This is a genomic window from Actinokineospora enzanensis DSM 44649 (assembly GCF_000374445.1).
GTDB lineage: Bacteria > Actinomycetota > Actinomycetes > Mycobacteriales > Pseudonocardiaceae > Actinokineospora > Actinokineospora enzanensis.
Genome location: NZ_KB894429.1, coordinates 61,795 through 76,182 on the forward strand (window position 1 = coordinate 61,795; position 14,388 = coordinate 76,182).

Genomic DNA, 14,388 nt, shown 5'->3' on the forward strand with positions numbered 1-14,388 from the left:
CGTGCACGTCTGGGAGAACGCGGGCCCGTTGGTGCACGCGCGAATCACGCTCGGCGACGAGCCGATCCTCTGGGCAGGCGAGTGTCCGACGCTCAGGTTCGATATGCGGGGGATCGACGAGTACGGCAAACCCAAGCACAGCCTGCTGTTCCGCGCGGCGGCGGCCGTCGTCGACGCCACGTCGGACGTCCCCGACGAGCACCATTCGGAGCGTGCGGATGTGATGGTGTTCGGCCGCAATGGGAAGTGCGCCGCCATGCGCCACGCCCGGGAGATCATTGCCGGTGATTCCTCCGATTGGACCGTGTGGGCGCTCACGCCTCGTCGGGTGCATGTGGTGCGGCGGTCGAGTATGACGCCCGAGCAGAAGAAGATGGGCCTGCTGAGGGGACTCGTGTCGTCCTTTACCGACAACGGCCCGAAAACGGTGACGGTGTTCCCGACCACGCCGCTGGTCGACATCCCGCGCGCGGACATCGTCGGGTTCGAGATAGCCACTCGCGAGAACGAGCCGTGTCTGCGGATGCGGCTCGCCGATGACTCCGGGTTCGACCTGAAGTTCTTCCGAACCGGCCCGGGTTACGACAGCGAGCCGGACCAGTATCGACGGTTGTTGGCGCTGAGCATGGGAAGGACCGACCCGTGGATGTGACGCACGCGCCCTGGGAGACCCGGCAGGACGAGGTGCTCGGCATCGAGATCCCCTCTCGGAAGCGCGGCGCGGGCTCCCGGATCGCCGGGCGGGTCCAGGTGCCGCACCCGGCCGCGCCCGAGGTGCCGGTGATCGCGATCAGCGAGGACGCCCTGCTGCCCGCCGAGTTCACCAGGACCGGCCCGGTGCCCGGCCTGGAGTGGCTGGAGGACGAGTCGATCGGCTGGTGGGCGGAGGCGGCCGCGCCGGACCACTGCGCCGCGCGCCTGGCCGACTACCTGGCCGCGGGTCGGGGCGAGGCCAAGCTGGTCGTCACCGACCGGCGGATCGCGGTGATCCTGCCGGAACCCGTGCTCACCGCCGCCACCGCGCCGCCCAAGGAGAAGAAGGGCCTGCTCGGCCGACTGTTCACCCTGCCGGAGCAGATCCCCGACGACTGCCGGTGGGTGATCCTGTGGGAGACCGACTCCGGCAGGCTGACCAGCCACCACACCGCCATGGCAGGCCGCTCCTTCCCCTTCGCCCGGCTCGCCCGCCTCACCTTCGCCGACGGCTCGATCCTCCTGGGACGCAGGTCTTTCCAGGACACCTGGCCGACCCACCCGGCATGAGGCTGCCCGCAAGCCCGCGGTCGCGGTAACACGTCCCGCGACGTCCCCGGCGCCGCGGTGACGGTGCGTCCCCGGCTTGGCAACAGCTACCCGCGATAGTCCACGTTGGGCACGATCAGGCCGGTCAGCTCCCCGTCGTCGACTTCCCAGCCCCGGCGGATGGCGCGGGACGGGATGTGGTCGGGGTCGTCGCCCGCCAGGTTCTCGTCGATCTCGTACACCCACATCCGCCCCGGCCCCGCGGACGCCGCCGCCTGGATGAGCCCGTCCGGGATGTCCACGCCCGCCTTCTCCGCCGCCGACATCGCCGCGAGCTTCTGTTCCAGGTTCTCGGTGACCGCGTCCAGCCCGAGCGCGGTCGACAGCTCCAGTGCCTGCCGGTATGTCTCCGCCGCCGCCGTGAATCGCAGGTTGGCCCGGTGGACCAGGGCGAAGGCGGTCAGCAGCCGCAGTCTGCCGCCCACGTCGCCCAGTTGGTCGCACAGGCCCATGGCCTGGCTGAAGTAGGTGAACGCCACGTCCGGTTCCCCGTCCGCCAGATACGCCTCGCCCGCGGTCCGCAACGCGACCGCCGTCTCGGCCGGGCCGGTCTGCCTGGCCTGGTCGATCGCGCGGTCCAGCGCCTTGCGATCCCGTCTGCGCATGCGATTCCCTTCTACGGTCCCATGTGGACGAACGGGGCCCAGTCCACCGGATGCCCGGTCTCCCGCAGCCCGGCCAACGCCTGGTGCAACGCCGTCGCCGCGTGTTCCGCGCACGGGCGGCCCGCGCGTACCAGCTCCTGATACACCGCCGCCGCGACACCGGCGGCGTGCTGGTCCTGGACGTGCCACAGTGCCGCGATCACGTGCCGGTAGCCGACCAGCCGCAGGACCGCGGGCAGGTGCAGGGCCTCGTCGGTGAGAGACCCGCTGCCCAGCATCGTGATGCACGCCGACAGATAGGCCAGCTCCGCCTGCTCCAGCCGGAGGTCGGCCAGGTCGAGCACGGTCAGCGGGCCGTCCGCGAGCACCACCCCGGTCCGGGTCGGTTCCTCCGGCGTTGGCTGCGTGTGGCCCGCCAGGTGCAGCCAGGAGTGTTCGCGCAACGCCGCGCTCACCGCCGCCCGTCGGGCCTCCGCGCCGGTCAGCGTGGTCAGGCGGTCGGGCAGCAGCGCCGCCAGGCCCGCCAGTTCCCGCCGCACCTCCGGCAACGGCACCTGACCCGGCAGCGCCCCCGCGCCCACGGCCAGCACCCGCGGCTCGTGCGGCGGCCGGGCCGCGCGCGCCCGCAGCAGGTCGCCCAGGCTCGTGGTGTAGGAGGAGATCACCCGGTCCGGCACGTGGTCGCCGGGCACCCCGGCGGCGTGCAGCGGCAGGAACGTCAGGATCCCCGTCGGACACCACCACAACCGCGGCCCGGTGGGCCCCAGCGCCTCGAACACCGGCGCGGCGACCCGCTCCCACAGCCACGCCAGCATGTCCGTCAGCACATCCCGGAACCGTTCACGCACCAGGAACCCGTCCGGCCCGCCCGCCTGGGCCGCCAGGGACATCGCCTCCAGGTAGACGTTCGTCCGCTCCAGCAGCCCGTCCAGCTCCAGCGGCACGACCTCGACGCGGTCGGTCACGATCAACGCGTGGTCGCCCGCGCCGGAATGGTTCACCACCACGACCGGCCCGTGCGCGGCAGCCTCGCGCAGCCGGGCGAACGGCAGCGGCGCCAGGAAGTCGGCGAACCCCGGCAGCGTCCGGACCTCGGCCACCGCCTCGTCCCACAGCCGTCCCAGCCGCAGGCGCTCCTCCCCGTCCGTGGTGCCGTCGTCCAGGCCCGCACGCGCCGCGTGCAGCCGGGCCGCCAACTCCGGGGCCGCCGCGGTCAGGCCGGTCAGGTCCGCGCGCAGCCGCAGCGCCTGCCCCCACAGCACCGCCTGCCCGCGTTCCAGCAGCTCCAGCGCGTCCTCCGGCCTGCCCAGGGCGACCGCCGCCCCGCAGGCCTCCCTGGCCAGGCCGCGCACGTCGCCCAGCGCCTGCGCCCGCGACTCCAGGTCCAGGCCGTGCCAGGCCAGCGCGGGCAGCAGGTCCACCGCCGAGCGCCAGGCCGCCAGCGCCCCCTCCGTGTCCCCGGCCTCGACCAGCAGGCTCGCCATCGTCACCGCCGCGGTGATCCGCAGCGACGGCGCGACGCTCGTCGACTCCAGCACCTCGCGGCGGGTGGCGATCACCGCGGCCAGCACCGCCGGATCGCCGGACAGGTTCCAGTGCGTGAGCAGCATGTTGCCCAGCTGGGCCAGGTGCCTGCCGCGCGTCGGGTCGCCCATCGGCGTCGCGGCGACCGCGCGCCGCGCCAGCTCCGTCGCCTCCACCAGGTCGTGCTGCTCGCCGGTCGCCGTGAAGCGCATGGCCAGCCCGACGCTCAGGTTCGACAGGTGGATGGCGTGGTTGTGCTCGTCCTCGATCGCGATCGCGGCCCGCGCGTGCTCGATGGCCTTCGCCAGGTCGTCGGGGTCCTCGGTCGACTCGTACTCGGACATGTACAGGGTGCTCAGGTTCGACCGCAGGATCGGCAGGTGTGCGCTGTCCGGCGGGCTGGCCTCCACCGCGGCCACCGCCGCCGACAGCGCCGAGCCCAGATCGCCCGCGGCCCCGGTGTGCACATACCGGAGTCGCAGCGACGCCGCCAGGTTCATCATGCGAACGGGCCACTCCGGGTCACCCACCGGTGTCCGGTTGACCGCGTGCCTGCCATGCCGCAGCGCCTCGTCCAGATCGGGCAACCGCCGCAGCCATTCGTACCGGGTGCCGAACGCGTGCCCGAGCGCGTCCAGCACGTCGACCGACTCCGGATACACCGCCGACAGCTCCCGCAACACGGCGATGGCCTCGTCCGCGTCCGACCACGTCGCCCGCGAGCGCGCGCGGCGGAGCAACCGTTGCGACAACAGCTCCGCGGCCTGTGACCACGTCGGATGCCCGCGCGGAACGGCGAGGAACACGGCCCGCGCCGCCTCGACGGCGGCGTCGATCGTCGCGGAATCGCCGTCCCACCAGAGCGCGGGCGGCGGTTCCGGTGTGGTCGGTCTCCGTCTCCACCATCCGCGCACCGGCACATGGTGACATCGAATCCCCCTACAGTGGTCCTGTTTCGACCCGAGTACGCGGAGAGGACCAATCGAATGGCCGCAGACGTCCCGCACCGGGTCACGACCGCCTTCGAATGGACCGAACGGGCCTTCGAGCTGGTGCGGGCACGGGAGATCGCGGTGCGGACGGTGGTGTCCGACGGCGTGGTGTCCGCGGTGCTGGCCGGACCGTGCCCACGCTGCGGCCATCATCTGGTGGATCGGCAGGTGGGCAGCGCGGTCACCGAGGTGCGCGCGGCGGGCGCGGCGGTCGGGCCGCGGGTCATGGTGCTGGACATCAGCTGCGGGTGCGGGCAGCCGCACGACGGCGCGCCCGACCACGTGACCGGCTGCGGCGTGGCGTTCCGGGTGCAGCTCACGCTGGACGAGGAGCGGGCGTGACCTACCGGCCGCAGCTGCCGGAGCACCCGCCCACCCCGGCCGACCTCGCCGAACGCGACGAGTTCCAGCAGCTGGTCCGGGACTCGCTGCCCCGGGTGCAGGCGAGCGCGGAGAAGTGGCGGACCGGGCTGGCCGCGTTCATCACCCTGGTGACCACCGGGTTCGTGATCAAGGGTCGAGACGTGACCAGCGCGGTGCCCACCGGCTGGCGCGTCGCGATCACCGCCTGCGTGGCGGCAGGCCTGCTGTTGAGCGTGTTCGGCCTCTGGCAGGCCCTGGCCGCGCACGCGGGCGGCCGGTCGCTGTCGCTGACCCTGGACGACATCCGCCACGAGCACGGCTCGGTCCAGGCGTTCCGGGTGGCGACCGCGCGCCGGGCGGCGCGCAGGCTGGACGTGGCCCGCCGGTCGGTGGCCGTCGGGCTGCTGTGCCTGCTGACGGGCGTCGGCCTGACGTGGTGGTCGCCGCCCGCGCCGAGCACGCCGCCCGCGTACGTACGGGTGGAACAGGGAGGGGACAGCACGTGCGGCACGCTCGCCTCGGCGGACGGGCAGACCATGCGGGTCGCCGTGGCGGGACGGTCGGCGCCGGAGACGATCCCGTTCGCCGCGATCACCAACGTGACCGTGGTGGCGTCCTGTTGAGACTCAGTGCGGGAAGGCGCGCGGGGCGCGGGGAATGAGTTCGGCGCGGTGGGACTCGATGGCGCGCACGACGTCCGCTCGCGTCTCGGTGTGCGCCAGTTCGTCCAAATAGGTCACCTGGGCGGCGAGCGCGGGCAGGTCGGCCGCGAAATACAGTGCCATCAACGGGTTCACGAACAGCTCGCTGCCCGCGGTGCGGTCGGTGAAGGAGACATCGCCGAACTCCCCGCGCAGCGCGGCGGCGATCTGGCCGTTGACGATGCTCGGCCGGGACGGTGTGGCGGTTTGGGCGTGCGCGACGGCGTCCAGGTAGGCGCGCGCCTCGGGGGAGGACGACGGGATCGACAGCGCGCCCAGGTAGCCCCCCGCGCGGTCGAGTGCCGCAAGGTTCTCCAGCACGTGCGAATGGCATACGCCGTGGTGGAAGTCGATGCCGAAACCCAGGCACACCACCAGCCGCGTACCGTCGAGTGCGTTCACCGCGGCGAGGCTGGCCATGTCCTCCTCGGGCGTGCCCAGGCCGGTCTCGTCGCCGCGCAGCAGGATGTCGGTGCCGCCGTCGACGAGGACGACGGTGTCCACGCCCAGCGCCGCGACGAGCGCCCGGTAGGCGGCGGTCAGCGGGCGGGCCCCGACGCGGGGGAAGGCGTGCACGGTGGAGGGCAGACCCTGACTGTCGAGCCAGCGGGCCAGGGTTCGCTCGGGGAAGTAGTCGTCGCGGCCCGGACTGTCCGGCCGCACCACCGCGACGTCCGGTGCCACCCGGTCGTCGAGAGCGGTGAGGTCGCTGAACGACAGGTTCGCCAGGTGCACCCGCTTGCCCAGCCGCCGCAGCGCGAACATCAACGGCAGCCCCGCGTACACGTCGAACCCGCCGCCCGCTCCCGCGACCAACACCGACGACGAAGACCGCAGCCGGGTGAACAACGGGGGCTCCACGAGCGAGAACACCCCGCGATCATAGTCCCGGCCGGTATCGCCTATTCCGGTTTCAGACCCGTTCCGCCTCCGCGGGCACGACCTCCACCGGCTCGGCCGCGGGATCGTCGGCCCGCTCGACCTCGATCTTCCAGTTCTGGGTCAGCCCGGCGATCGCGCCGAGCGCGGTCACGATCGGCGCCGCGAGCACCGCGACCACCCCGACGGTGACCGGGATCTGCAACAACGTCCTCCCCTGGTCGTTCTTGATCATGATGCGGCGCACGTTGCCCTCGTGCACGATGCGCTTGACCTGCGCGACCAGCTCCTTGCCGCGGTCCTCGGCCATGGTCGTCCCCCTTCGGTTCCGGTTGACACCTCGACACCAAATGTGCCTGCCGCGGCGGGGTTTGTCATCCACGCCCGCGCGACCGCGGTCCGGATGACGTGGGTGTTTCCAGGTCAACGCGGCGACATCGGAATATTCGGACCACGGCCCGGGGACCGGATCCCGGTTGTGCGCCGAGACCCGGTCCCACCCCTCAGTACGGGCCGGTTTCCCCCCTTGACGCCCATGTTGTCGGTTCCGGCCCGGTCGCCGCGATGCTTTCAGCTACGATTGAAGGGAACCGGGGAGGGGAGAATCCGGTGCTCCGACTGCGCTGCACCCCCGACGACCTGCTGCGCGTCACGATCGCCCGACACCCGGCACCCCTGGCCGAGCTGACGATGGCCGTCCAGATGCTGCAACGCCGCGACCCCGACCCGCTGTTCGCCCCGTGGCGTGCCCGCGTCGCGCGCACGTTGCCCCGTCGGGCAGGCCCCCTGTTCACCCTCATCTCACCGCTGGGCGCGGGCCCGTACTTCCTCGACCCGCCGAGCCCGACCGCCGACGAGGGCATGGCCGGCGTGCTGGAGACCGGGGTCGACGAGGTCCGTTCGGAACTGCGCCGCATGTGCGCGATCGACCGACCGCTGACCCCGTGGGTCCGTCGACTGGGGGAGCGCGACCGCGAGGCGTGGGACGATCTGGAAGCGGCCTTGTGGACCGGTTACCACGCCATCCTCGCCGCCGACTGGCCGCGCATCCGCGCGGGATTCCACGCCGAGACCGCTTTCCGCTCCCGCATGCTCGCCCGCCACGGACTGCACGCCACTTTGGCGAGCCTCGGCCCGGCCCTGCGTTGGCACGGAACCACACTGGAAGCCGACTTTCCGCGTGACGTGGATCTGGACCTGGGTGGCCGTGGTCTCGTCCTCCGGCCTTCCCTGCTGTGGCGAGGACATCCACTCGCCGCCCATGAACCGAGCGGCGCGACCGTCCTCATCTATCCCGCCCTCACGCCGTTGCCGCTCCTCCAAGCGACCGACCCCGCGACGGATTCCCTGGGCGCCTTGCTCGGCATCACCCGTGCGAACGCCCTTCGGCTCCTGGATCGGGAACTGACCACCACCGACCTGGCCCGCGACCTGTCGGTGACGGTCGCCGCCGCGTCCATGCAGGCGAAGACGCTGCGGGAGGCGGGCCTGATCACCTCGCGTCGGGAGGGGAAAGCCGTCTGGCACCAACGCACCCCGCTCGGCTTCGACCTCCTGGCGGGCGGTTCCTGACCGATGTCGAGGATGCACAAGCATTCGGGCAGGCGAACGCCGGAATCGGCTAAGGGCGGCCGTTGAGAAGTCGAGTGGCGAGGTGGTCTACCAAGGGTGCCAGGGTTTCCCGGTCGGCGGCGGCCAGGGCGTGGGTGCCGATCTTCTCGCGGAGAAAGCCGATGCCGATGATCAGGGCGGCGAGTAGTTCCGCGCGGACCGCCGCGTCCGGGCCGTCCAGGCGGGTGGCGAGGTGGCTGCCGAACAGGGTACCGATCCTGTCTCGGATCAACGTGCGGATCGTCTCGTCGTTGGCGGCCGTCATCACCGCGGTCAGGCCGGAGCGCATGGGGTTCTCCGGGTCGAGCATTCGGTCCAACAGCACCAGGGGGAGGTCGGCGAGGGGGGTGTCGGTGAACAGGTCGTCGACCTCGCTCATGCTGTCGCCGACGGCCTCGGTGAGGAGTTTCTCCTTCGAGCCGAAGTACCGGTAGACCAGTGCCTGGTTGACGCCCGCCGCGGCGGCGATGTCGCGGGTGCTGGTGCCCTCGACGCCGTGTTCGGTGACCAGGGCGCGGGCCGCGTCCAGCAGGGCCCGGCGGGTGGCGGTGGCGTCGCGGCGGCGGGGGGTGGTGGTCATGGCGTCCGTTCGTCGGGTGACGACTTGAGTGTAGACCAGGCAAAACACACTGTGAGGGTGTTCACCGGGCGGTTGGTAGTCAGTCGTTGACTTACCCCCGGTCGCCGACCTACCGTGTAAGTCGTCAGGTGACTACAAACGGGAGGTCCGGTGTCCATCACCGAGGTTCGGAGCGGCGCCGGAACCGGCAGGCGGGGGCGGGCCGAGTCGCATCCCAAGGCGGTGCTCGCGGTCCTCGCGCTGTCGACCTTCGCGGTGGTGGTCATGCAGAGCATGGTCATGCCGGTGCTCTCCGGCCTGGCCGGGTCGCTGCACGTCAGCATGACCGACATCTCGTGGGTGGTGACCGCGAACATGCTGGCCGCGGCCGTGCTCACGCCGCTGCTCGGCTCCCTCGGCGACGCACTCGGGCGCAAGCGGGTGCTGATGGTCACCCTTGCCCTGACCACGCTCGGATCAATCCTGGTCGCCATGTCCGACTCGATGGCGATCGTGCTGGTCGGGCGGGTGTTGCAGGGCGCGGGCTTCGCCGCCATGCCGTTGGCCATCGGTATCGTCCGGGCGATCTTCCCGGTGCACCAGGTGCCGTCCAGCCTCGCCATGCTCAGTGCGTTGACCGGCGTCGGCGCGGGCGCCGGGCTGTTGTTCTCCGGGCTGCTGGTGCAGGCGGGCATCACCGCCCAGGGCATGTTCTGGATCTCTGCCGCGGTCACCGCGCTCGGCCTGCTCGGCACCGCCGTCCTCATCCACCTGCCCGAACGCGCCTCCGCGTTCCGGATGGACGGCTGGGGCCTGCTCACCCTCAGCGGCGGCCTGGTCTGCCTGGTGCTCGGCATCAACCGTGGCCCGAGCTGGGGCTGGGGCTCGGCGCGCGTGCTGGGGCTGTTCGCGGGCGCGGTCGTGTTGCTGGTGGTGTGGGTGTTCGTGGAGCGGCGCGTGCGGCAGCCGCTGATCGACATCTCGATGATGCGCACGCCGGTCGTCCTCGGCACCAACCTCACCGCGTTTCTCACCGGTGCGGGCATGTACGGGGCGTTCGTGCTGGTGCTCCAGTTCGTGCAGACCCCGGGGAAGTTCGGCTACGGCTTCGGCCTCGACGCCCTCGGCGCGGGCCTGACCCTGCTGCCGCTCACCGCGGGCACGCTCGTCGCCGCGGCGGGCGTGTCCGTCCTCATCCGACGCATCGGTCCCAAGTGGCCGATGTTCATGGGCACCGTGGTCGCCGCACTCACTTTCGCCTTCCTGCTGGTCTGGCACGATGAGCACTGGCACTTCTACCTCGGCACCGGCCTGCTCGGCCTCGGGCTCGGTCTGGCGTTCGGCGCCACCCCGACCCTGCTCAACAGCGGTGTCCGACCCGAACAGACCAGCGTCGCCAACAGCGTCAACTCGACGCTGCGCTCGATCGGTGGCTCCATCGGCACCTCGATCGCCGCCGCCATCCTCGCCGCGAACACCCTGCCCCTGGTCCCACTACCCACTGTGGACGCCTACGTCACGGCCTTCGCCGTCTCCGGTGCCATCTGCGTGCTCGCCATCATCGCCGCGGCCGCCGTCCCTTATCGACACCGGACAGTGGCGGCGTGATGACCATCGCGACCACCACCGGTCCACTACAGATGGACGACCGTCCGCGCAGACGCATGCGCCGCATCGTTGGGGGCGATGGTGGTGCGTCGGTGGTGACCGCCGAGAGTCCACCACGGACAGATGTTCATCCGCGCAAACGTCTGCGGCGGATCGTCGGATGGCTGGTCGTGCTCGTAGCCGCCGGTGTCGCGCTGGTGTCGCTGCGGCACAAGCTGCCGGACTTCACGGGCTTCCTGGACGCCGTGCGGGCGGCGAACCCGTGGTGGCTGGTGGCCGCCGCGGCCGCGGAGATCGTGTCGATGCGGATGTTCGCCCGCCAGCAGCGCCGTCTTCTGCGCGCGTTCGGCGTCTCCATGACCCTGCGTCGAGCCGTCGCGATCACCTACGCCCGCTCGGCGATCTCCGCCACCGCCCCCGCGGGCGCCGCCGTGTCCGCGGCGTTCGCCCTGCACCAGTTCCGTCGGGTGCGCGCGGACGCGGCCGTCGCCGCCACCGTCATGATCCTGTCCGGCGTGGCATCGATGTGCGGCCTGGTCCTGCTCTACGGCATCGCCGCGGGCGCCACCGCCCTCCAGAACCTCGACCTGGTCGTCGTCCTCGCCGCCGCGGCACTGATAACGGTGACCGCCGGACTCCTCGCCCACCACCGCACCCACCATCCGCACCCGCGCAAGCCGCGCACCCCCGCGTACGAAGGCGGCCGGATCCGGACCGCGCTGGCCCCGGCGCTGGACGCCCTGCGCGCCGCGCGGACCGTTCCCGCCCGGCACTGGCTCGCCGTCATCGCCGCGGCCGCCACCAACTGGTTCGCCGATCTCATCTGCCTGATCGCCGTCGCGCACGCCTTCGCTTTCCCCGGCCACGACTGGGAAATCGCCGCCGTCTACCTCGCCACCCAGGTCGTCCGACAGATCCCGCTGACCCCCGGCGGCATCGGCCTGATCGAGACGAGCCTGCTCACCGGCCTGCTCGCCATCGGCGCCGACCCCGCCACGGCCGCCGCCACCGTGCTGGGCTACCGGGTGCTCAGCTTCTGGCTGGTCCTCCCCGCGGGCCTGGTCGCGGGCGTCGGGCTGCGCCGCGCACCCCGGTAGCGTCGCGCCATTTTACGGGAACCCCGGGGTTCTATTGTGGACATTCTTCGACCCGCCCCGGCTTGCCCGGCCAATTCGCCGAATAAACTGATTGTGACAAGGCTCACGGACGGTAATGATCGGCATGCCACCCGATCGGCCTATTGAGTTAATCTTCGCGACTTGAGATGGTCACAAACAGGCCCGTTGGTTATTGACGAAATGCGCGCCGACCCCGGGGCCTGGTGGCGGGCGCCGACCGGGAGGTTCTGGGGGGATCACCGAAACGCCCGCGCGTTCGAGCGCGAGGCGGTGTTCTGCCATGGGCGGAAACCGGCGGGCGGACCCGGGGCGACCCGTGGGCATCACGCGCGATCGCACAACAACAGCTTTGGGGGGAAGACAGGTGTCAGAGTTCTACGTCGTGCCCGGCCCGGTGGCCGACCGGGTCCTGCGGGCGTCCCGGACCACCGTGGCCGAGCTGGTGCGCGAGACGTACCTGCTGCACGAGGCGGGCGCGAGCATCAACCCGGACAGCTACTTCCTGCGGTTCCCGGACAAGCCGAACTCCCGGGTGATCGCCCTGCCCGGCTATCTCGGCGGCCCGGTCGACAAGATCGGCATGAAGTGGATCGCCAGCTTCCCGGACAACGTCTCCGCAGGCAGGCCGCGTGCGTCCGCGGTGCTGCTGCTCAACGACCACGCCACCGGTTACCCGCTGGCCTGCCTGGAGTCCGCGGGCATCAGCGCCGCTCGCACCGCGGCCTCGGCCGCCCTGGCCGCCCGGTATCTCAAGCCCGCCGACGCGCGGACCGTGTCGTTCGTCGGTTCCGGCGTCATCGCCCGGACCATCGCCGACTACTTGCCGACCGCGGTCCCGGAGCTCACGGACGCCGTGGTCCACGACCTCGTCCCGGCGAGCGGGGCGAACCTGGTCCGTCACCTGGGGCGCTCGCTGGACGCGCGGTTCACCGAATCGCTGGACGAGGCGCTGACCGCCGATATCGTCGTCTTCGCCACCACCGCGCCGACCCCGTACGTCGGCCCGGATGTGGACTTCCGCCCCGGTCAATTGGTGCTCAACATTTCTTTGCGCGATATCGCCCCGGAGATTCTGCTCAGGTCGAACAACGTCCTTGACGATATCGACCACTGCCTCAAGGCCGAGACGTCCCCGCATCTGGCGGAACGACTTTCCGGTAATCGGGAATTCATCCAGGGGACGATCGGTGGTGTGGTGCGCGGCGAGGTCGACCCGGATCCGGGTCGGGCGACGGTGTTCTCGCCGTTCGGTCTCGGCGTGCTCGACATCGCCGTCGGCTCGTTCGTGCTGGAGCAGGCGCGCGCGTCCGGCGAGGCCATCGTGATCGAGGACTTCATCGGCGAGGTGACACGCTGGTGACCGCGCCACCGGCCACCTACGCGCTGATCGGCTGCGGCCCGCGCGGGATGAACGTGCTGGAGCGCTTCATCTTCCACGCCACCCGTGACCCGCTGCGGCGACCGATCACGCTGCACATCGTCGACCCCGCCGCCGTCGGGCCGGGGATCCACGGCGACCAGCCGGACTACCTGCTGCTCAACACCATCGCCACCCAGCTGACCACCTTCGTCGACGACGACATGGTCGACGAGGGCGGCGTCCGCGGCCCCTCGTTCTACCAGTGGGTCCGCAGGCGCGGCACCCTCGTCACCGCCGACACCGGCGAGACCCGACCCGCCCGGCCGACCGACCACCTGCCGCGCAGGCTCCTCGGCGAGTACCTGTCCTGGGCGTTGCCGCAGCTGCTCGACGTCTGCCCGCCCTGGCTGGAGATCCGCCTGCACGACAGCACCGCGACCGCCGTCGACCGCCTGCCCGACGGCCGCGAACAGGTCACGACGGCCGACGGCACCACCGTCCCGGTCGACGCCGTCCTGCTCTGCGTGGGCCACACCGGCACACCGGCACCGCGACCGGCCCACCCGGACGTGCCCGACTCCGCGTGGATCGCCACTCCGTACCCGCTGCCGGACACGACGGCCGACATCGCCGCGGGGGAGCGGTTGGGCATCCTCGGCTGCGGCCTCACCGCCATGGACGTCATCGCGGCCCTGACCGTCGGCCGCGGCGGCCGCTACGAGAAGGACGATGGCGGCCTGCGCTATCTCCCCAGCGGCGACGAACCCGAACTCGTGCTCATCACCCGCACCGGCCACCCGGCCCGCGCCCGCCCGCGCCCCTACCAGGCGGGTCCCATCCCGCCGCGATACCTCACCGTGGATGCGTTGCGAGAGGCCCGCGCGCGCAAGGAAGACGGCCGCCTGAACCTCCTGCGCGACGTGCTTCCCCTGGTACAACAGGAGATGCGCCACCGAGTCCGCGCACTCGTCGGCCCGGACGAGGCAGAACAGGCCGAAAACCGTGTACTGTCGGCATGGGACGCGCCGGTACCCGATACCGCACTGTCCGATGTGGACTCCTATCACGCCTGGTTCGTCGACCGGGTAAGGCAGGACCTGGCCGAGGCCCACCGCGGCCTGGACGCCAGTCCGCTCAAGGCCGCCTTCGAGGTTCACCGCGACCTCCGCGAGGTGCTGCGCCGGGCGGTCGACGGCAGCGGCCTGGACGACCGCGCCGACTTCTTCGGCGCCTTCGCCGCCGAGATCAACCGCAACGTCATCGGCCCCCAGCTCGACCGCAACGAGGAGCTCCTGGCCCTCGTCCGGGCAGGCGTGCTGAGCCCGGGACTCGGCCCGATGAGCGGCCTCACCTGGTCGGACGGCCATTGGCTGCTCGGCTCCACCACCCTGGCCACCCCGACCACCACCACCCTGCGCCGCGTGATCCGCGGCTTCTCCCCGTCCCCGACGATCAGCCGCTCCACCAACCCGGTCGTCCGACAGCTGCACGCGACCGGCAGGCTGCGCCCGGTCGCCGCGGGCGACACCGAGCTCGGTGCCCACGTCGACGCCGACGGGTTCGCGGTCGACGAGCACGGCCCGCAGCCGACCCTGGCCGTCCTGGGTCCGCTCGCCGAGGGATCCAGCTACTACAACCACTACGTGACCTCGCCCGGCGCCCCGTCGCGCGCGACCGCCGACGCCGACCGGGTCGTCAGATCCGTGCTGTCCGTCCTCGACCGCCAAGTCGCTCTCCTCTGACCAAGCCGACCTCAGGAGTGGTTT

14 protein-coding genes are annotated in these 14,388 nt (G+C 71.6%); 9 read left to right on the forward strand and 5 right to left on the reverse strand.

Annotated elements, in window-relative coordinates; all coding sequences use genetic code 11:
• Position 1 precedes the first annotated feature (1 nt).
• Complete coding sequence (locus C503_RS0126570) at positions 2–652, forward strand: hypothetical protein (RefSeq protein ID WP_018685262.1); 651 nt, start codon at positions 2–4, stop codon at positions 650–652.
• Entirely contained in the window at positions 643–1,263 is a 621-nt protein-coding gene (locus tag C503_RS43620) for a hypothetical protein (protein ID WP_018685263.1), read from the forward strand. The genes C503_RS0126570 and C503_RS43620 overlap by 10 nt, the downstream gene beginning before the upstream one ends.
• An 86-nt stretch (positions 1,264–1,349) precedes the next feature.
• Here the strand turns inward: C503_RS43620 and C503_RS0126580 are convergent, their stop codons facing one another.
• Both C503_RS0126580 and C503_RS43625 read right to left on the reverse strand, forming a co-directional pair.
• Entirely contained in the window at positions 1,350–1,907 is a 558-nt protein-coding gene (locus C503_RS0126580; protein ID WP_018685264.1) for a tetratricopeptide repeat protein, read from the reverse strand.
• Positions 1,908–1,918: 11 nt separating this feature from the next.
• A complete protein-coding gene (locus C503_RS43625; protein WP_156893508.1) occupies positions 1,919–4,345 on the reverse strand; it encodes a CHAT domain-containing protein in 2,427 nt (808 codons plus the stop codon).
• Positions 4,346–4,417: 72 nt separating this feature from the next.
• On the opposite strand from C503_RS43625, the gene C503_RS46250 reads away from it, so the two are divergent.
• Together C503_RS46250 and C503_RS0126600 are read left to right on the forward strand one after the other, a co-directional pair.
• Positions 4,418–4,765 (forward strand): hypothetical protein, encoded by a 348-nt coding sequence (locus C503_RS46250; protein ID WP_018685266.1) that lies wholly within the window; start codon positions 4,418–4,420, stop codon positions 4,763–4,765.
• Positions 4,762–5,409 carry a hypothetical protein gene (locus C503_RS0126600; protein ID WP_018685267.1) on the forward strand — a complete coding sequence of 216 codons (648 nt, stop codon included), beginning with the start codon at positions 4,762–4,764 and terminating at the stop codon, positions 5,407–5,409. The genes C503_RS46250 and C503_RS0126600 overlap by 4 nt, the downstream gene beginning before the upstream one ends.
• A 3-nt stretch (positions 5,410–5,412) precedes the next feature.
• On the opposite strand, the gene C503_RS0126605 is transcribed toward C503_RS0126600, so the two are convergent.
• Together C503_RS0126605 and C503_RS0126610 are read right to left on the reverse strand one after the other, a co-directional pair.
• Positions 5,413–6,360 (reverse strand): DUF1152 domain-containing protein, encoded by a 948-nt coding sequence (locus tag C503_RS0126605; protein WP_018685268.1) that lies wholly within the window; start codon positions 6,358–6,360, stop codon positions 5,413–5,415.
• 40 nt (positions 6,361–6,400) lie between these two features.
• Positions 6,401–6,676 carry a DUF4342 domain-containing protein gene (locus C503_RS0126610; RefSeq protein WP_018685269.1) on the reverse strand — a complete coding sequence of 92 codons (276 nt, stop codon included), beginning with the start codon at positions 6,674–6,676 and terminating at the stop codon, positions 6,401–6,403.
• 299 nt (positions 6,677–6,975) lie between these two features.
• Between C503_RS0126610 and C503_RS0126615 the strand changes: the two genes are divergently transcribed.
• Entirely contained in the window at positions 6,976–7,938 is a 963-nt protein-coding gene (locus tag C503_RS0126615; protein WP_018685270.1) for an ArsR family transcriptional regulator, read from the forward strand.
• Between the two features lie 49 nt (positions 7,939–7,987).
• On the opposite strand, the gene C503_RS40975 is transcribed toward C503_RS0126615, so the two are convergent.
• Positions 7,988–8,557: a TetR/AcrR family transcriptional regulator gene (locus C503_RS40975; RefSeq protein WP_018685271.1), complete on the reverse strand. Its 570-nt coding sequence runs from the start codon at positions 8,555–8,557 to the stop codon at positions 7,988–7,990.
• Between the two features lie 150 nt (positions 8,558–8,707).
• Between C503_RS40975 and C503_RS40980 the strand changes: the two genes are divergently transcribed.
• The 4 genes from C503_RS40980 (at position 8,708) to C503_RS0126640 (ending at position 14,364) form a co-directional block, all read left to right on the forward strand.
• Positions 8,708–10,144, forward strand: a complete 1,437-nt coding sequence (locus tag C503_RS40980) for an MFS transporter (protein ID WP_018685272.1) — start codon at positions 8,708–8,710, stop codon at positions 10,142–10,144.
• The gene (locus C503_RS40985) at positions 10,144–11,241 is read left to right on the forward strand and encodes a lysylphosphatidylglycerol synthase transmembrane domain-containing protein (RefSeq protein ID WP_018685273.1); all 1,098 of its coding nucleotides are present in this window, start codon (positions 10,144–10,146) and stop codon (positions 11,239–11,241) included. The genes C503_RS40980 and C503_RS40985 overlap by 1 nt, the downstream gene beginning before the upstream one ends.
• A gap of 385 nt (positions 11,242–11,626) precedes the next feature.
• Entirely contained in the window at positions 11,627–12,622 is a 996-nt protein-coding gene (gene sbnB, locus C503_RS0126635) for a 2,3-diaminopropionate biosynthesis protein SbnB (protein ID WP_018685274.1), read from the forward strand.
• Positions 12,619–14,364: an FAD/NAD(P)-binding protein gene (locus tag C503_RS0126640; protein WP_018685275.1), complete on the forward strand. Its 1,746-nt coding sequence runs from the start codon at positions 12,619–12,621 to the stop codon at positions 14,362–14,364. The genes sbnB and C503_RS0126640 overlap by 4 nt, the downstream gene beginning before the upstream one ends.
• Positions 14,365–14,388 lie beyond the last annotated feature (24 nt).

What these genes read in the sequence shown, in the direction of transcription:
- C503_RS0126610 (WP_018685269.1), bottom strand. Translation starts at nt 6,676, where the DNA reads ATGGCCGAGGACCGCGGCAAGGAGCTGGTCGCGCAGGTCAAGCGCATC.
- C503_RS40985 (WP_018685273.1), top strand. Translation starts at nt 10,144, where the DNA reads ATGACCATCGCGACCACCACCGGTCCACTACAGATGGACGACCGTCCG.
- C503_RS46250 (WP_018685266.1), top strand. Translation starts at nt 4,418, where the DNA reads ATGGCCGCAGACGTCCCGCACCGGGTCACGACCGCCTTCGAATGGACC.
- C503_RS40975 (WP_018685271.1), bottom strand. Translation starts at nt 8,557, where the DNA reads ATGACCACCACCCCCCGCCGCCGCGACGCCACCGCCACCCGCCGGGCC.
- C503_RS0126580 (WP_018685264.1), bottom strand. Translation starts at nt 1,907, where the DNA reads ATGCGCAGACGGGATCGCAAGGCGCTGGACCGCGCGATCGACCAGGCC.